Source organism: Agromyces zhanjiangensis (genome assembly GCF_040496055.1).
Classification (GTDB): domain Bacteria; phylum Actinomycetota; class Actinomycetes; order Actinomycetales; family Microbacteriaceae; genus Agromyces; species Agromyces zhanjiangensis.
Genome location: NZ_JBEPKB010000002.1, coordinates 261,659 through 278,748, shown reverse-complemented (window position 1 = coordinate 278,748; position 17,090 = coordinate 261,659). Strand labels below are relative to the sequence as shown.

17 protein-coding genes are annotated in these 17,090 nt (G+C 71.7%); 12 read left to right on the top strand and 5 right to left on the bottom strand.

Translation table 11 applies throughout. The features are described 5' to 3' along the window. The first annotated feature begins 215 nt into the window (after positions 1-215). Both ABME02_RS04505 and ABME02_RS04500 read left to right on the top strand, forming a co-directional pair. The gene (locus ABME02_RS04505; protein ID WP_353814085.1) at positions 216-1,562 is read left to right on the top strand and encodes a M20/M25/M40 family metallo-hydrolase; all 1,347 of its coding nucleotides are present in this window, start codon (positions 216-218) and stop codon (positions 1,560-1,562) included. 70 nt (positions 1,563-1,632) lie between these two features. Then, positions 1,633-2,454 (top strand): undecaprenyl-diphosphate phosphatase, encoded by an 822-nt coding sequence (locus ABME02_RS04500; RefSeq protein WP_353814084.1) that lies wholly within the window; start codon positions 1,633-1,635, stop codon positions 2,452-2,454. Positions 2,455-2,544: 90 nt separating this feature from the next. Here the strand turns inward: ABME02_RS04500 and ABME02_RS04495 are convergent, their stop codons facing one another. After that, the gene (locus ABME02_RS04495) at positions 2,545-3,453 is read right to left on the bottom strand and encodes a PAC2 family protein (RefSeq protein ID WP_353814083.1); all 909 of its coding nucleotides are present in this window, start codon (positions 3,451-3,453) and stop codon (positions 2,545-2,547) included. 77 nt (positions 3,454-3,530) lie between these two features. Here ABME02_RS04495 and ABME02_RS04490 point away from each other — a divergent pair, with 77 nt between their 5' ends. From ABME02_RS04490 to lnt, 9 genes are all read left to right on the top strand, one after another. Next, a complete protein-coding gene (locus tag ABME02_RS04490; protein ID WP_353814082.1) occupies positions 3,531-4,205 on the top strand; it encodes an HAD family hydrolase in 675 nt (224 codons plus the stop codon). Beyond that, positions 4,202-5,218 (top strand): tRNA (adenine-N1)-methyltransferase, encoded by a 1,017-nt coding sequence (locus tag ABME02_RS04485; protein ID WP_353814081.1) that lies wholly within the window; start codon positions 4,202-4,204, stop codon positions 5,216-5,218. The genes ABME02_RS04490 and ABME02_RS04485 overlap by 4 nt, the downstream gene beginning before the upstream one ends. A gap of 40 nt (positions 5,219-5,258) precedes the next feature. Further along, entirely contained in the window at positions 5,259-6,203 is a 945-nt protein-coding gene (locus ABME02_RS04480; protein WP_353814080.1) for an FKBP-type peptidyl-prolyl cis-trans isomerase, read from the top strand. Between the two features lie 49 nt (positions 6,204-6,252). After that, positions 6,253-7,272 carry a helix-turn-helix transcriptional regulator gene (locus ABME02_RS04475; protein WP_353814079.1) on the top strand — a complete coding sequence of 340 codons (1,020 nt, stop codon included), beginning with the start codon at positions 6,253-6,255 and terminating at the stop codon, positions 7,270-7,272. Beyond that, on the top strand, positions 7,269-8,288 hold the full coding sequence (locus ABME02_RS04470) for a helix-turn-helix transcriptional regulator (RefSeq protein ID WP_353814078.1): 1,020 nt from the start codon (positions 7,269-7,271) through the stop codon (positions 8,286-8,288). Before ABME02_RS04475 ends, ABME02_RS04470 begins: the two co-directional genes overlap by 4 nt. A 63-nt stretch (positions 8,289-8,351) precedes the next feature. Then, positions 8,352-8,633, top strand: coding sequence for a twin-arginine translocase TatA/TatE family subunit (tatA, locus tag ABME02_RS04465; protein WP_353814077.1), 282 nt, complete (start codon positions 8,352-8,354; stop codon positions 8,631-8,633). A 50-nt stretch (positions 8,634-8,683) separates the two neighbouring features. Next, positions 8,684-9,448, top strand: a complete 765-nt coding sequence (tatC, locus tag ABME02_RS04460; protein ID WP_353814398.1) for a twin-arginine translocase subunit TatC — start codon at positions 8,684-8,686, stop codon at positions 9,446-9,448. A 12-nt stretch (positions 9,449-9,460) separates the two neighbouring features. Beyond that, positions 9,461-11,890: a DEAD/DEAH box helicase gene (locus tag ABME02_RS04455; RefSeq protein ID WP_353814076.1), complete on the top strand. Its 2,430-nt coding sequence runs from the start codon at positions 9,461-9,463 to the stop codon at positions 11,888-11,890. Next, positions 11,887-13,563: an apolipoprotein N-acyltransferase gene (gene lnt, locus ABME02_RS04450; protein ID WP_353814075.1), complete on the top strand. Its 1,677-nt coding sequence runs from the start codon at positions 11,887-11,889 to the stop codon at positions 13,561-13,563. The genes ABME02_RS04455 and lnt overlap by 4 nt, the downstream gene beginning before the upstream one ends. On the opposite strand, the gene ABME02_RS04445 is transcribed toward lnt, so the two are convergent. The 4 genes from ABME02_RS04445 to ABME02_RS04430 form a co-directional block, all read right to left on the bottom strand. After that, a complete protein-coding gene (locus tag ABME02_RS04445; RefSeq protein ID WP_129234554.1) occupies positions 13,560-13,925 on the bottom strand; it encodes an RNA polymerase-binding protein RbpA in 366 nt (121 codons plus the stop codon). The two genes, lnt and ABME02_RS04445, sit on opposite strands and share 4 nt — an antisense overlap. Positions 13,926-14,011: 86 nt before the next feature. Beyond that, positions 14,012-14,764, bottom strand: coding sequence for a glycerophosphodiester phosphodiesterase family protein (locus ABME02_RS04440; protein ID WP_353814074.1), 753 nt, complete (start codon positions 14,762-14,764; stop codon positions 14,012-14,014). A 6-nt stretch (positions 14,765-14,770) separates the two neighbouring features. After that, complete coding sequence (locus ABME02_RS04435; RefSeq protein ID WP_353814073.1) at positions 14,771-15,706, bottom strand: SPFH domain-containing protein; 936 nt, start codon at positions 15,704-15,706, stop codon at positions 14,771-14,773. Then, on the bottom strand, positions 15,703-16,176 hold the full coding sequence (locus ABME02_RS04430) for an NfeD family protein (protein ID WP_353814072.1): 474 nt from the start codon (positions 16,174-16,176) through the stop codon (positions 15,703-15,705). The genes ABME02_RS04435 and ABME02_RS04430 overlap by 4 nt, the downstream gene beginning before the upstream one ends. A gap of 125 nt (positions 16,177-16,301) precedes the next feature. On the opposite strand from ABME02_RS04430, the gene ABME02_RS04425 reads away from it, so the two are divergent. Beyond that, the gene (locus tag ABME02_RS04425; protein ID WP_353814071.1) at positions 16,302-17,069 is read left to right on the top strand and encodes an SDR family oxidoreductase; all 768 of its coding nucleotides are present in this window, start codon (positions 16,302-16,304) and stop codon (positions 17,067-17,069) included. The last annotated feature ends 21 nt before the right edge of the window (positions 17,070-17,090 follow it).

The window sequence follows — 17,090 nt, the reverse complement described above, 5'->3', positions numbered from 1 at the left end:
CTCCGATCGCTCAGCGGCCGTAGAAGACATTAGCACGGTTTCCGGGGCCCTTTGACCACGCGGCGGCCGGACGGACCGCCCCGCGAGCAGAGCCGCAGGTCAGCCCCGGAAAGCCGAGTTCCCGAGGCATCCATCGCCGCCAGGAGCGTCGCGATCCCCGACCGGAGCGCACCCGGTCGCGGCGTCCGCCCGGCCCTCGCGATAGCGTGGAGCGCATGGCCGAGACGCTCCCGACGACCCCCGAGCCCGGGCCCCGGCCCGGGCTGCCGCCCGAGCTCGACGAGACCGCGATCATCGCGCGCGACCTCATCCGCTTCGACACGACGAACCACGGCGAGGGACGGTCCAACGGCGAGCGCGAGGCCGCGGAGTACGTCGAGGCGCACCTGCGCCGCATGGGCCTCGACCCGGTCGTGTACGAGTCGGCGCCGCGCCGGGCGAACGTCGTCGCGCGCGTCCCGGGTGCGAACCCCGACAAGCCAGCGCTCGTCCTGCACGGGCACCTCGACGTCGTGCCCGCCGATCCCCGGAACTGGAGCGTCGACCCGTTCGCCGGGGAGATCCGCGACGGCATGCTGTGGGGCCGTGGCGCGGTGGACATGAAGGACATGGACGCCATGATCCTCACGGCCGTCGGCGACATCCTGGCCGAGGGGCGCCTGCCCGAGCGCGAGCTGGTCCTCGGCTTCTTCGCCGACGAGGAGGCGGGCGGGCTCTACGGCGCGAGCTGGCTCGTCGACGAGCACCCCGAGCTCTTCGCAGGCGCAACCGAGGCGATCAGCGAGGTGGGCGGTTACTCGATCACGGTCGGCGGGAGGCGCGCCTACCTCCTGCAGACCGGTGAGAAGTCCCTCGTCTGGGTGCGGCTCGTGGCGCACGGCACGGCCGCGCACGGCTCCAGGCTCGTCCGCGACAACGCGGTCACGAAGCTCGCCGACGCGATCGCGCGGATCGGACGACGCGAGTGGCCGATCAGGCTGACGGGAACGACGCGGGAGCTGCTCGCGGCGATCGCCGGCGCACTCGGCGTCGACCCGGAGCAGGTCGCGCCCGACGAGCTGGCGCTCGCGACCGGCTCGGCGTCCGGGTTCATCACGGCGACGCTGCGGACGACGTCGAACCCCACGCTGCTGCAGGCCGGCTACAAGCACAACGTCATCCCCGACCGCGCCGAGGCGCTCGTCGACATCCGCACCCTGCCGGGGGAGGAGGACGCGGTGCTCGCCGAGGTCGCCGAGCTCATCGGCCCCGACATCGAGATCCAGATCGTGCACCGGGACGTCGGCCTCGAGGCACCCACGCGGGGGCCGCTCGTCGACGCCGTCACGCACGCCCTGCACGAGCACGACCCCGAGGCGGCGGTCTTCCCGTACCTGCTGAGCGGCGGCACCGACAACAAGGCGCTGTCGCGCCTCGGCGTCGCGGGCTACGGCTTCGCACCGCTCCGGCTGCCCGACGGCCTCGACTTCCCTGCGATGTTCCACGGGGTGGACGAACGCGTGCCGCTCGACGCACTAGTCTTCGGTAGGCAGGTCCTGAAGGACCTGCTCCTGGCGTACTGATCGCGCCCACCCGTTCCCGACCACGACGGTCCCGTGCCCTTCGCGTCGAGGGGCGGAAGGCGATGCCCACTTGTTCGAAGCCCTGATCCTCGGCCTCGTGCAGGGACTCACCGAGTTCCTGCCGATCTCCTCGAGCGCGCACCTGCGGATCCTGGGGGAGTTCCTGCCCAACGCGGCCGACCCGGGTGCCGCGTTCACCGCGATCACGCAGCTCGGCACGGAGGCCGCGGTCGTGGTCTTCTTCTGGCGCGACATCGTCCGGATCATCCGCCAGTGGTTCGGCGCCCTCCTCGGCCGCGTGCCGCGCGACGACCCGGACGCGCGGATGGGCTGGCTCATCATCGTCGGGTCGATCCCGATCGTCGTGCTCGGGCTGCTGTTCCAGGACCAGATCGAGACGGTGTTCCGCTCGCTCTACGTCGTCGCGACGATGCTCATCGTCTTCGGCATCGTGCTGGGCCTCGCCGACTGGGCGGGTGCGAAGCGACGCAAGCTCGACGAGCTCACCTACCCGCACGGCATCTACTTCGGCCTCGCGCAGTCGCTCGCGCTCATCCCGGGCGTCTCGCGTTCTGGCGGCACGATCACGATGGGCCTCCTGCTGGGCTACGAGCGTGCGGCGGCGGCGCGCTACGCGTTCCTCCTCGCGATCCCCGCGGTGTTCGGCTCGGGCTTCTACCAGCTCTTCAAGAGCTGGGGCGAGCCGGCCGTGTACGGCCCGATCGAGACCGCCGCCGCGACCGTCGTCGCGTTCGTGGTCGCGATCCTCGTGATCGCCTTCTTCATGCGGTGGATCTCACGGCACAGCTTCCTGCCGTTCGTGATCTACCGGATCGCGCTCGGCACGACGGTCTTCGTGCTGCTCGGTACGGGCGTCCTCGAGCCGTTCTGATCCTCGGACGGTCGCCTCGACCGACCGACCGACCGACCGAGAGCACGCTCGCCTCCGCAGCGCGCGCGAGCGACACGAGCGGACGCCTCGTCAGCCGCCCTCGCGCGGACGCCACGGCCCGCCGCCGGGCTGGTCCCCGCGTCGGCGCAGGTAGCGCTCGAACTCCTGGGCGATGGCCTCGCCGGATGCCTCGGGCGCGTCGACCGCGTCGCGGGCCTGCTCCAGCTGGGTGATGTACCCGGCCATCTCCTCGTCGTCGGCGGCGAGCGCGTCGACGCTCGACTCCCACGCCTTCGCCTCGTCCTCGAGCGAGCCGCGGGGGATGCTGAGGCCGGTGAGCTCCTCGACCTTGCCGAGCAGCGCGAGCACGGCCTTCGGCGACGGGGCGTTGTGCACGTAGTGCGGCACGGACGCCCAGAGCGACACCGTCGGGATGCCGACGCGCTCGGCCTGGTCGGCGATGACGCTGAGGATGCCGACGGGCCCCTCGTACGTGGACCGGTCGACGCCGAGCGCGGCGCGCACCTCGGGGTTCTCGCTCGAGGCGAAGACCGAGAGGGGGCGCGTGTGCGGGGCGTCGGCGAGCATCGCGCCGAGGAGCACGATGCCCTCGATGTCGGCGGTGAGCGCGGCGTCGATGAGCTCGGCGGCGAAGCCCTTCCAGGTGCGCGCGGGTTCCGCGCCGAGGAGGACGTGCAGCCGGTCGGCGCCGGGCCCGGTGACGACCTCGTCGTCGTCGGGGCGGGGTTCGCCGCTCGGGCCGAGGATCGCGGCGCCCGGCCAGCTCAGCCGACGCGTGCCGTCGGGTGCGGACTCGATCGTCGGGCGCGTGAACTGGTAGTCGAAGTAGAGCTCGGGATCCACGGCGGCGATCTCGACGAGGCCGAGCCGTTCCGCCAGGAGCCGGGCGGCTCCGGTGGCCGCCTCACCGGCGTCGTTCCATCCCTCGAATGCCACGACGAGGAGTCGTCCGCCCTCGAACCCGGTCGGCTGCTGCACTCGGTCCGCCCCGCTTTCCGGGTCCGGAACGTCCGGACCCATCTCAACAATAGGCCGTGCCGATAGAATCGCCCGTTGTGACCAAGCGCCTTCCCGCCGCCGTCCTCTGGGACATGGACGGCACCCTCGTCGACACCGAGCCGTACTGGATGCGGGCCGAGATCGAACTCGTCGAAGAGTTCGGCCGGACCTGGACGCACGACGATGCGTTGCAGATGGTCGGTATGGGCCTCTGGGACGCCGCGGAGGTGTTCCGCCGCGCCGGCGTCGAGCTGCCGGCCGACGCGATCGTCGAGCGGCTCACCGAGCGCGTGCGCGAGCAGCTCGCGCAGCACGGCGTCCCGTGGCAGCCCGGGGCGCAGTCGCTCCTGAAGCAGCTCCGCGACGCCGGCGTGCCGACCGCCCTCGTGACGATGTCGATCCGGTCGATGGCCGAGGACGTCGTGGGGGCCATCCCGTTCGCGGCGTTCGACGAGCTCGTCACCGGCGACGAGGTCGCCGCACCGAAGCCGCACCCGGAGCCCTACCTCGCGGCCGCCGGGCGGCTCGGCGTCGACATCGCGGACTGCGTCGCGATCGAGGACTCGCCGACGGGTCTGGCGTCGGCGACCGCGGCCGGGGCGGTGGTGATCGGCGTCCCGCACATGCTCTCGCTCGAGGACGCGCCCTCCGACGTCGTGTGGGACACGCTCGACGGCCGCACGCTCGACGACCTCGTCGAGGTCGCGACGGACAAGTGGGCGAGCGCGTGAGCCGCGGCGAGGCGAGCGGGCCGTTCCGCGTCGGCGACCGCGTGCAGCTCACCGGTCCGAAGGGCCGCATGCACACGATCACCCTCGAGCCCGGCAAGGTCTTCCACTCGCACAAGGGGGCGATCGGGCACGACGAGATCATCGGCCTGCCGGACGGCTCGGTCGTCTCGAACGCGGTCGGCGTCGAGTACCTCGCGCTCCGGCCGCTGCTCAGCGACTTCGTGATGTCGATGCCGCGCGGCGCGGCGATCGTGTACCCGAAGGACGCGGTGCAGATCCTCGCGCAGGCCGACGTCTTCCCCGGCGCGACGGTCGTCGAGGCGGGGGTGGGTTCGGGTGCGCTCTCGCTCTGGCTGCTCCGCGCGATCGGGCCGGCGGGGCGCCTGATGTCGTTCGAGCGGCGCGAGGAGTTCGCCGACGTGGCCCGCGGCAACGTCGCGACCTTCCACGGCGAGGACCCGGCGAACTGGTCGATCACGCTCGGCGACCTCGCCGAGGCGCTCCCGCAGCAGGCCGAGCCGGCATCCGTCGACCGCGTCGTGCTCGACATGCTCGCCCCCTGGGAGTGCATCGACGTCGTGTCGGCGGCCCTGAAGCCGGGCGGCGTGCTGCTCTGCTACATCGCGACCGTGACGCAGCTCTCGCGCGTGGCGGAGGCGATCCGCGCGACGGGCTGGTACACCGAGCCCGTCGCGAACGAGACGATGGTCCGCGGATGGCACGTGCAGGGCCTCGCGGTCCGGCCCGACCATCGCATGATCGCGCACACGGGCTTCCTGATCACGGCGCGCCGGCTCGCCCCCGACACGATCCTCCCCGAGCTCAAGCGCCGGCCGTCGAAGACCGAGTTCAGCGACGAGGACGTCGAGGCGTGGACGCCCGGCGCGCTCGGCGAGCGCAACGTCAGCGACAAGGTGCTCCGCAAGCGGGCCAGGGCCGCGGATGCCGCGGCGCGCAGCTCTCGCGGCGACACCGGCGGCGACCCCTCCACCGACCCCGCCGACGCCGACTAGGCTGTCTGCGCCCGTTCCACCCGAGACGAAACGAGGATCCGTGCGCCTCCCGCTCGCACTCACCGCCACCGCGACCGCCGTCGCCCTCGCCCTCACCGGCTGCGCCTCGGCGCCCGAGCCGCAGGCGGAGCCCGGCGCGTCGTCCGACCTCGTCGAGGTCCGCGGCGACTTCGGCGACACGCCCCGCGTCGACTTCCCGACCCCGCTCGTGCCCGACGCCACGCAGTGCACCGAGCTCATCGAGGGCGATGGCGACTACCTCGTCGACGGCCAGCAGGCGCTCGTCGGGCTCGCGGTCTACAACGGGACGACGGGCGATGAGATCCAGGCCCCGCAGGGCTTCGGCAGCCAGGATCCGCTCCCGGTCGTGCTCGGGGCGAACACGCTGACCGGCCTGCGCACCGGGCTGAGCTGCGCGCGGGAGGGTTCGCGCGTCGCGGTCGTCATCCCGCCGGCTGACGGCTTCGGCGACGCCGGCAACGCCGGGCTCGGCATCGGTCCCGACGACAGCCTCGTCGTGGTCTTCGACGTGCAGCAGGCGTTCCTGCCGAAGGCGGACGGGTCGCCCCGGATCACGCGCGACGGCTTCCCGGCCGTCGTCACCGCGCCCGACGGGCGCCCCGGCATCACCGTGCCGGACAGCGACCCGTTCGAGTCGACCGAGGTCGAGGTCCTGAAGCAGGGTTCCGGCGAGACCGTCGAGGACGGCGACCGGGTCGTCGTGCATTACACGGGCGTGCTCTGGGACGACAATTCCGTGTTCGACTCGAGCTGGGAGAGCGGCGCGCCGGCGTCCTTCATCGTGAGCACGGGCTCCGGCTCGCAGGTGATCCCGGGCTTCGCCGAGGCGCTGGTCGGCCAGCAGGTGGGCTCGCAGGTCGGAGTCGTGATCGCCCCGGAGGACGGCTACGGCGACGCCGAGCAGGCCGGCATCCCGGCCGGATCGACGCTCTTCTTCGTGATCGACATCCTCGGCGTCGTGTGAGGCGGGGCGGCCGCCATGCCGCCACGGGCGCTTCAGTATGATCGCTGACGTGGCGTCATCCAAGCCCGCGGGGGAGTCTCGGATCCCGGTCGAGGACCGGCTGTTCAGCCTCGTCCTCGCCCTGCTCGCGACCGAGGCCGGACTCCTGAAGTCCGAGATCCTCTCGACCGTGCGCGGCTACGCCGAGCGGTACGATCCGCGCGGCGGCAACGCCAACCTCGAGCGGCAGTTCGAGCGGGACAAGGATGACATCCGCGACCTCGGCATCCCGCTCGAGACGGTCGAGTCACCGGACCGTCCCGGCGACAACCAGGCGTTGCGCTACCGCATCCCGAAGGGCGAGTACGACCTGCCCGTCGACGTGCGGTTCACGCCGGACGAGCTCGCGCTGCTCGGCCTCGCGGCGGAGGTCTGGCGCGAGGCCTCGCTCTCGGCCGACTCGCAGCGCGCACTCACGAAGCTCCGCTCGCTCGGCATCGAACCGCGCGAGCCGGTGATCGGCTACGCGCCGCGGCTGCGGGTGCGGGATGCCGCGTTCGAACCGCTGCGCCAGGCGCTCGACAAGCGGCAGCGCGTGCGGTTCCACTACCTCAAGCCGGGCGAGCAGGCCCCGCGCCTGCGCACGGTCGAGCCCTACGCCGTGGTGCTCCACGAGGGCAGGTGGCACCTGCACGGGCGCGACGTCGACGCGGCGGGTCCGCGCACGTTCCTCCTCTCGCGGATCGTCGGTGACGTGAAGGCGCTGGCCGGCGCCCCGTTCGACGCCCCACCCGCCGACGTGCAGGACCGCGTGCTCGCCGACCTGCAGGCGCTGCGGCTCGCGAACTCGGCCGACCTGGCGGTGAGCGCGGGGTCCGACGCGGAGGTGCGCCTGGGCAAGCGGGCGGTCCGCACCGACGAGGACGCGGGCGTCATCCGCCTGCACTACACCGACGAGGCCGTCTTCGCGGACGAGCTGGCATCGTACGGACCGGAGGTGCGCGTGATCGCGCCCGATTCGCTGCGCGAGGCCGTCCGCGGACGGCTCGCGACCGTGACGGCGGCCCATCGCGACGGGGGCGCGGCATGAGCGCACGCCCCTCGCGGCGGCCGTCCGGCCTGCGCGCGCCCGATCGACTGGTGTTCCTGCTCTCGCTCGTGCCGTACCTGCTCGAGCAGCGCGTGGTCGACGTCTCGGAGGCGGCCGCCCACTTCGGCGTGGGCGAGCAGGAGATCCGCGATGCGGTCAAGCTCATCGCGACCTCGGGCCTGCCGGGAGCGACCGGCACCTACCAGCCGAACGACCTGTTCGACATCGACTGGGACTCGTTCGAGGAGGACGACGTGATCGTCATCGTCCACCACGTGGCGATCGATGACGCGCCCAAGCTGTCGGCGCGCGAGGCGGCGGCGCTCATCGCCGGGCTGCAGTACCTGTCGGCGTCGCCGGAGAACGCCGACAGCGCCTCGCTCGCGGCGCTCACCGAGAAGCTCAGGGCCGGCGCCTCGGCCGAGCCGAGCCGGCTCGCCGTCGCGGAGGAGGCGGCGGATGCCACGCTCGCGGAGGTGCGGCGCGCGGTGGCCGCGGGGCACCGCCTCGAATTCGACTACCTCAACGCGCGCGGCGAGCATCGCCGACGCCGTGTCGACCCGCTCCGGATCGCGTCGCTCGGGGCGGACTGGTACCTGCAGGCCTACGACCAGCTGCGCGACGACGTCCGCAACTTCCGCATCGACCGCATGAGCGGACTGCAGGTCACCGACGAGCCGATCGCGGACCACACGGGCCGCGCCATCCCCGAGACGCTCTTCCAGGCCTCGCCCGACGATCTCGAGATCGTCGTCGACGTGGCGCCGGAGAGCCTGGCGCTGCTGGCCGACTACCTCGCCGATTCGACGACGACCGAGGTCGGCGACCGGCTCCGCGTCACGCTGCGGCTCGCTCACGTGCACGGGCTGAAGCGCCTGGTGGCTGGGCTGCCGGGACTGGTCACCGTGGTCGCGCCGGCCGAGGCCCGGGAGGTCGTGGCGGCATGGGCCGAGGCCGGTCTCGCGGCGTATCCGGACGACCCGTCCGATCGTGACCCGATCGAAGCACAGGTGTGACGGCGCCCCCTCACGCGAGCAGGTAGACTGGCCGCACCATCCCGCCAGAATGGACGAGCACCTATGTTTGGAAACGCCTTCACCGGTTGGCACGCGCTGATCATCCTCCTGGTGATCCTGCTGCTGTTCGGTGCGCCGAAGCTTCCCGCGCTCGCGCGGAGCCTGGGCCAGTCGATGAAGATCCTCAAGAGCGAGGTCCGGTCCGACGGAGACGACGCCGACGCCAAGGACGGCGCTGCGGCGAGCACCGAGGCACCCGCCTCGTCGACCACGTCGACGCCCGCGTCGACGACGCCCGCCCCGGTCGAGCAGCCGAAGCGCGCGGACTCCGGCCCGAGCGCCTGAGCCGTATGACCGCGGTGAAGGATCGCGGGGAGAAGAACCGCGAGAAGCGGATGTCGCTCGGCGCGCACCTCGTCGAACTGCGCAAGCGACTCTTCCGGTCCGCGATCGCCATCGTCGTCGGCATGGCCGTCGGCTGGTGGCTGACGGACGCCTTCGTGTGGCAGGCGATCCAGGAACCGGTGAACCTCGTCGTCGAGGCGCAGCAGGGTACCGACGCCGCGTCGACGGGCATCATCTTCCCGACGATCTCCAGTGCGTTCGACCTGCGACTGCAGATCGCGTTCACGCTGGGCATCGTCATCTCGGCGCCGGTCTGGCTGTACCAGGTCTTCGCGTTCCTCGTGCCGGGCCTGAACACGCGTGAGCGCAAGTACACGTTCGCGTTCTTCGCGACCGCGATCCCGCTCTTCTTCGCGGGCTGCGCCGCCGGCTGGTTCGTGCTTCCCAACATCGTGAAGCTCATGACCGGGTTCGTGCCGGAGGGTGCGGAGACGCTGCTGACGGCGAAGGAGTACATCGACTTCGTGCTGAAGCTCGTCGTCGCGATCGGCATCGCGTTCGTGGTGCCCGTGTTCATCGTGCTGCTGAACTTCGCCGGCATCCTGAGCGCGGCGTCGATCATCAAGTCGTGGCGCGTCGCGATCCTCGTCATCGTGCTGTTCACGGCGTTCGCGACGCCGTCGGCCGACATCGTCTCGATGTTCATGCTGGCGATCCCGATGATCGGGTTGTACTTCGCCGCCTACGGGCTCGCGTACCTGCACGACCGCCGGGTCGCCAAGCGCAATCAGTTGGAGTTCGGCGAGGCTGTCTAGGCTGGAGGGGTGATGAGCCTCTCGCCGGCGGAACGCTACGCACTGTCCCGGCAGCAGCGCCGGCAGCCCCGACTGCAGGAGTTCGCAGCGAACCTCTCGTTCGACCTCGACCCGTTCCAGCGGGCCGCGTGCGCCTCGCTCGACGAGGGCCGGAGCGTGCTCGTGGCCGCGCCCACCGGTGCCGGCAAGACGGCCGTCGCCGAGTTCGCGGTGCACCTCGCGATGCACGGGGCGGACGAGAAGGTCTTCTACACGACGCCCATCAAGGCGCTGTCGAACCAGAAGTACCAGGAGTTCGTCGAGGCCTGGGGTGCGAAGGACGTGGGCCTGCTGACGGGCGACACGAACATCAACGCCGGCGCCCGGATCGTGGTGATGACCACCGAGGTCCTCCGGAACATGCTCTACGCCGATTCGCCGCTCCTCGAGCGGCTGTCGTTCGTGGTGATGGACGAGGTGCACTACCTCGCCGATCGATTCCGCGGCGCGGTCTGGGAGGAGGTCATCATCCACCTCCCCGAGCACGTGCGGCTCGTCTCCCTGAGTGCGACCGTGTCGAACGCCGAGGAGTTCGGCGACTGGCTGCAGGCCGTGCGCGGGGACACCGACGTCATCGTCTCCGAGCAGCGGCCCGTGCCGCTCGAACAGCACGTGCTCGTGGGCTCGAAGCTCATCGACCTCTTCGACTCGTCGGGCCAGGCGGCGACGCACCGCGTGAACCCGGAGCTCCAGCGGCTCGCTCGCGCCGGCGGCCGGTCGATCGGCGGCCGCTCGCAACGCGGTCGGCGGGGAAGCGACCGTGGTCGCTACCATCGGCCCGCGCCCGGCGGGGGACGGGCGGAGCGCTCGGCGGTCGTGGAGCTCCTCAGCGGCAAGCACCTGCTGCCGGCCATCTTCTTCATCTTCTCGCGCGCGGGGTGCGACCAGGCGGTGCGCCAGGTGCTGCGCAGCGGCATCCGCCTCACCGACGCCGACGAGCGCGCGGAGATCCGTGCGCTCGTCGAGGAGCGCGCGCGGATGCTGCGCGACGAGGACCTCGCCGTGCTCGGCTACTGGGAGTGGGTCGAGGGGTTGCAGCGCGGCGTCGCCGCCCACCACGCCGGAATGCTCCCGACGTTCAAGGAGATCGTCGAGGACCTCTTCCAGCGGAAGCTGCTGAAGGTCGTGTTCGCGACCGAGACGCTCGCCCTCGGCGTGAACATGCCCGCCCGCTCCGTGGTGCTCGAGAAGCTCGAGAAGTTCAACGGCGAGGCCCGCGTGCCGATCACGCCGGGGGAGTACACGCAACTCACCGGTCGTGCCGGGCGGCGCGGCATCGACATCGAGGGGCACTCGGTGATCCAGTGGGTCGACGGCCTCGATCCCGAGGCGGTGGCCTCGCTCGCCTCCCGTCGCAGCTACCCGTTGAACTCGAGCTTCACGCCCACCTACAACATGGCCGTCAACCTCGTCGACCAGTTCGGTCGCGAGCGCACCCGCCAGATCCTCGAACTCTCCTTCGCGCAGTTCCAGGCCGACCGCGCCGTGGTCGACCTCGCCCGCACCCTCCGGAAGCAGGAGGAGTCGATGGCCGGATACGAGGAGGCGATGCGCTGCCACCTCGGCGACTTCGCCGAGTACGCCGCCATCCGGCGACGGATCGGCGACCTCGAGCGGCAGACATCGAAGGGCAACCCGACGCACGCGCAGCGGGAGCGGATGCAGCGCGAGCTCGGAGCCGAACGCAAGCGCCTTCGCGCGCACCCGTGCCACGGGTGCGCGGAGCGCGAGCAGCACGCGCGGTGGGCCGAGCGGTGGTGGCGACTGAAGCGCGACCACGACGACCTCTCCCGGCAGATCCGTTCCCGCACCGGGCAGGTTGCGAAGCGGTTCGACCGCGTCGCCGAGGTGCTCGAGGAGCTCGGCTACCTCAAGCGCGACGGCGCGGGCGGCCTGGCCTCCACGGCGGCGGGTCGCACGCTCAAGCGCATCTACGGCGAACGCGACCTGCTCGTCGCGGAGGCGCTCCGGCGCGGACTGTGGGACGGACTCGACGTGCCGTCGGTGGCCGCGATGGCGGCCGCGCTCGTGTACGAACCGCGTCGCGACGACCGCGGCGTGCAGTACCGACTGCCGAAGGGCGGATTCCGCGAGGCGTTCGATCGGACGCTCGACGCGTGGAGCGAGCTCGACGACGTCGAACGCGACCACCGGCTTCCCGGCAGCGAGCAGCCCTCGCCCGCGCTCGCGACGGCGATGCACGCCTGGGCGCGCGGTGCGGGACTCGCCCAGGTGCTGGCCGACACCGAACTCGCCGCCGGCGACTTCGTGCGGCTGTCGAAGCAGGTCGTCGACCTGCTCGACCAGGTCTCCATCGTGGCGGACGCCGAGCTCGGTGCGACGGCGCGCGCGGCGATCGACGCCGTTCGGCGCGGCGTCGTCGCGTATGGGGCGGCGGCATGAGCCCGGACCCCGCCGCCACCACGGCGCAGGGCCGTGCGGCCGCCGAGGCCGTGGACGTCCTGCCCGACCGGGCGCCCGAACCGGGGGCCTCCCCGGAGCGCCGCGGCCCGCGCCCGATCCTGCCGTTGTGGGCCGCCCTCATCGTCTCCGCACTCGGCGGGTTCGTCTACGACCTCGGCTTCCCGGGCGCGGCCGTCTGGCCGCTCGCGTTCGTCGGCATCGCGATGGCGCTCGTGCCGCTGGTCGGGCGTTCCCTGCTCTCCTCGTTCCACGTGGGGCTCGCGTTCGGCCTCGCGTTCTACCTCTCGCACGTCTCGTGGACGTCGCTCTACCTCGGGCCGATCCCGTGGCTCGCGCTGTCCATCCTCGAAGCGCTCTTCGTCGCCGGCGGTGCGATGCTCATCACGCTGGCGTATCGATGGCTTCCGCAGGCGGGCCGGTCCCGGTGGCTGCGCCTCATCGCGCTCCCGGCCCTCGTGGCCGGCCTCTGGGTCCTCCGCGAGACCGTCACGGGGACCTTCCCGTATGGCGGATTCCCCTGGGGGCGGGCCGCGCTCAGCCAGTCGGAGAGTCCGTTCGCCCCGGTCGTGGCGTGGATCGGGTCGTCGGGCCTCGGGTTCGTGATGGTCGCGCTGACGGCCGGGCTCATCGAGTGGGTGCGGGTGCGCGGATGGCGCGACCTCCGCACCGCGATCCCGGTGGTGAGCGTCCTCGTCGTGGCGATCGCGCTCCCGGCGTTCCCGACGACGCCGTCCGGGGAGCTCCGCGTGGCGAGCGTGCAGGGTGACGGGCCTGCCGGCTACTTCGACGCGCGCGAGCAGGGCGACGTGCTCCGTTCGCAGCTGGAGGCGACCGAGCCCGTGCTCGGCGAGGACGTCGACGTGCTCCTCTGGCCGGAGGGCGGGTCGGACATCGATCCGACGCGCAGCCCGTCCGTGGCGCGCATCTTCGACAGGCTGTCCGAGGACCTGGGCGCGCCCGTGATCCTCAACACGGTCACCGTGGAGGGCGAGGAGGGCGACGAGCGCTTCTACAACACCTCGCTGCTGTGGGAGGCGGGAGAGGGTGCAGTCGACCGGTTCGCCAAGCGCAACCCGGTGCCCTTCGGCGAGTACATCCCCGACCGGTGGTTCTACGACGCGCTGGTCCCCGAGCTCACGGGCCTCATCCAGCGCGGGTACTCGCCCGGGACCGAAGCGCCGGTGTTCGACGTCGGCGACACGATCACGGGGCTGGCGATCTGCTTCGACGTCATCTACGACGACCTGATCTGGGAGGGCGCCCGCGACGGCGCGGAGCTCTACATGCTCCAGACGAACAACGCGGACTTCCGCGGCACCGACGAGAACCAGCAGCAACTCGCGATCGCGCGCCTGCGCGCGATCGAGACCGGCCGCTCGGTCGTGAACATCTCGACGGTCGGGACGAGCCAGGTGATCGATCCCGCCGGCCGGACCGTCGATGCGCTGCCGGCGTACGCGGCCGGCGCGATGGTCACCGATGTCGAGCTGCGCACGGGGCTCACGCCCTCCGTCGTGCTCGGCGGCGTCGTGGCGCTCGTCATCGCGATCGGGTCACTCGCGGGATTGGCCTGGGCCGGGATCGCCGCACAGCGAAACGCCCGGCACCGGACGAGGTCCGGGGCCGGGCGCGAGGGTGCGACGGGCGCCTAGGCGCCGATCTTCTGCTGACCGCGGCGGGCCCGCAGGTACTGCAGACGCTCCTCGAGGATCTCCTCGAGCTCGGCGCGCGTGCGGCGCTCGAGCAGCATGTCCCAGTGGGTGCGGGCGACCTTCTCGCCCGAGCGGTCGATCTCGACGGGCTTGGAGTCGACGAGGAGCACGGCGGAGTTGCCGCAATGACGGCACTCCCACTCCTCCGGAAGCTCGGCCTCGGTCGAGAAGGTCATCACGGTGTCGCGACCGCACGTCTCGCAGCGGTACGTGTAGTCCGCGCGGTCGGCGAAGATCACGCCGTCCTCGCTCTGCAGGCTCTGGGCGCCGATACGCATGCCTCGAAGGCTCCGGTCCGCCATGGCGTACTCCTCTCGATCGTCAATCAGGTATAGACGATCAAGCTGGGCATCTTCTTCCCGGAGCCTGAGGTTTTGCCGGGGAACTCTCAGATTCCAGCGACGACCCGGAGCGCCAGGTCGGCGCGATCGGTCACCAGCCCGTCGACGCCGAGGGCGAGGAGACGTCGCATGTCGGCCTCGTCGTTCACCGTCCACACGTGCACCTCGAGGCCCGCGGCGTGCGCCGTCTCGACGAGCGCGGGGGAGAGGAGCCGGAGCCGACCCACGCGTTCGGGGACCTGCAGGGCCCGCGCTCCCGCGACTCCGCGACGCATCGCGGCCGAGCTGCGACGGCGGGATGCCGCGAGGGCGCGCAGCACGGACGCCCGGCCGGCCGACGTGACCGAGTCGGGCATCGCGGCCGCGAGCCGTCGCCGCCGCGCGTCGGAGAACGCGGTGAGCAGGACCCGATCGGCCGCCGCGGCACGACGGACGGCCTCGAGGGTGGGCGCGGCCGCGGCATCCGTCTTCACGTCGATGTTGAGCCTGGCGTCCGGGAACGCGTGGAGCAGCTCGTCGAGCGTGCCGAACCCGTGACCGCCCCCCAGGTCGACGCCGCGGAGCGCTTCGAGCGAGAGGTCGGACACCGACTCGGGGCGCCCGGCGACGCGCCGCAGCGTCGGGTCGTGGGCCAGCACCGCCGCGCCGTCGGCGCTCGGGTGGATATCGGTCTCCAGGTAGTGCGCGCCCGCGCGGACGGCGGCCTCGAACGCGGCGAGCGTGTTCTCTGGCGCCTCGAGCGCGAGCCCGCGGTGCGCCAGCACGCGCGGTGCGGGCGGTTCGAACCAGCCGCCGGCCAACTCGGCTCAGCCGGGGAAGCCGGGGCGGGAACCCGCTCCGTCGCCGCCGTCGGCCGCGCCGTTCGGCGTGAACGCGCGCCCGATGCCCTTCAGCGCCTCGGTGAGCTCGCTCGGGACGATCCAGAGCTTGTTCGAGGCGCCCTCCGCGAGCTGCGGGAGCATCTGGAGGTACTGGTAGCCGAGCAGCTTGGGGTCGGGATCGCCCTTGTGGATGGCGTCGAAGACCGTGAGGATCGCCTCGGCCTCACCCTGCGCGCGGAGCACGGCGGCCTTCGCGTCACCCTCCGCCTTGAGGATGGCGGCCTGCCGGGAGCCCTCCGCCTCGAGGATCGCCGACTGCTTCGTGCCCTCGGCGGTGAGGATGGCGGCGCGACGGTCGCGCTCGGCGCGCATCTGCTTCTCCATCGAGTCCTGGATCGAGAGGGGCGGGTCGATCGCCTTGAGCTCGACGCGGGAGACGCGGATGCCCCACTTGCCGGTGGCCTCGTCGAGCACGATGCGGAGCTGGCCGTTGATGTTGTCGCGGCTCGTGAGCGCCTCTTCGAGGTTCAGCCCGCCGACGACGTTCCTCAACGTCGTCGTCGTCAGCTGCTCGACCGCGCCGAGGTAGTTGTTGATCTCGTAGGTCGCCGCTCGCGCATCGGTCACCTGGAAGTAGACGACCGTGTCGATCGAGACGACGAGGTTGTCCTCGGTGATCACGGGCTGCGGCGGGAACGACACGACCTGCTCGCGCATGTCGACGAGTGGGAGCAGGCGGTCGATGAACGGGATCAGGATGTTCAGGCCCGGCGTGAGGGTCTTGTGGTAGCGACCGAGCCGTTCGACGACGCCGGCGTAGGCCTGCGGGATGATCCGGATCGACTTCGCGATCACCACGATCGCGAAGATCGCGATCGCGACGACGACGATCACGGCGATGATGGGGCCGAGGTCGTTCACTCCTGGGTGCTCCTCTCCATCGGGACGACGACCGCCGTCGCCCCGTCGATGCCGGTGACGAGCACATGCTCGCCCACGGCGACATCCGCCTGCTCGGTCACCGGCGAGAGCCGTGCCGTCCAGACGTCCCCGTTCTGCAACCGGACCTGGCCGCCGGCCGGCCCGACTGTCCGGACCACGGTGCCGGCGGCGCCGATCAATGCGTCGACGTTGCTGCGCGCGGGATCGGCGCCCCGCCGGAGCATCCGCAGCAGCGATGGCCGCAGCGTCAGGATGAGTGCGACCGCCACGACTGCCGCCACGATGAACTGCGCCCACCATGGGATGCCGGTGAGGCCCGAGAGCAGGCCCGCGACGCTTCCGAGGGCGAGCATCAGGAACGTCATCTCGAGGGTGAACACCTCGATGGTGGCGAACACGAGGATCAGGACGAGCCAGGCGATCCACGCGTACTGGGTCAGAACATCCAACTTGGTCTCCTTCGGGCCCCCGCTTGTCAACCTAGCAGCGCATGGGTCGGCGGTGGGGGAGTTGGTAGTCTCGGTGCGGCGCGCGGCGCGCGCCCGCGACATCCGCACCACTCGAGGAGCCCAACGTGACCAACCCGCTCGCCCCCGGATCGCTCGACGGCCGCGTCGCCCTCGTCACGGGCTCGTCCCGCGGCATCGGCGCGGACACCGCCCGCTACCTCGCCGAGGCCGGCGCGGCGGTCGTCGTCAACTACCGCAGCAAGGCCCCCCGCGCGGAGAAGATCGTGAACGAGATCACGGCGGCCGGAGGTCGTGCCATCGCCGTCGGCGCCGACCTGACGGATGCCGCCTCGGTGCGGGCCATGTTCGAGCGGGCCGTCGCCGAGCTCGGTCCCGTCGACCTGCTCGTGCTCAACGCCTCCGGCGGCATGGAGAGCGGCATGGGCGAGGACTACGCGATGCGCCTGAACCGCGACGCCCAGGTCAACGTGGTCGACAACGCGCTCCCGCACCTCGCCGACGGCGCCCGCATCGTGTTCGTGACGAGTCACCAGGCGCACTTCATCCGCACCACGCCGACCATGCCGGAGTACGAGCCCGTCGCCCTCTCGAAGCGCGCCGGCGAGGACGCGCTCCGGGCGAAGCTGCCGGAGTTCGACGCGAAGGGCGTCGAGTTCGTCGTCGTGTCGGGCGACATGATCGAGGGCACCATCACGGCCACGCTGCTCGAGCGGGCGAACCCCGGTGCGATCGCCGCCCGCAAGGAGGACGCGGGCAAGCTCTACAACGTCGCCGAGTTCGCCGCCGAGGTCGCGTCGGCCGCCGTCGACCCGATCCCCGCCGAGCACACGCGCTACGTCGGCGACGTCTCGGGCTTCGCGCCCGAGGGCTGATCCGCGGCGGGCCCGCGAACC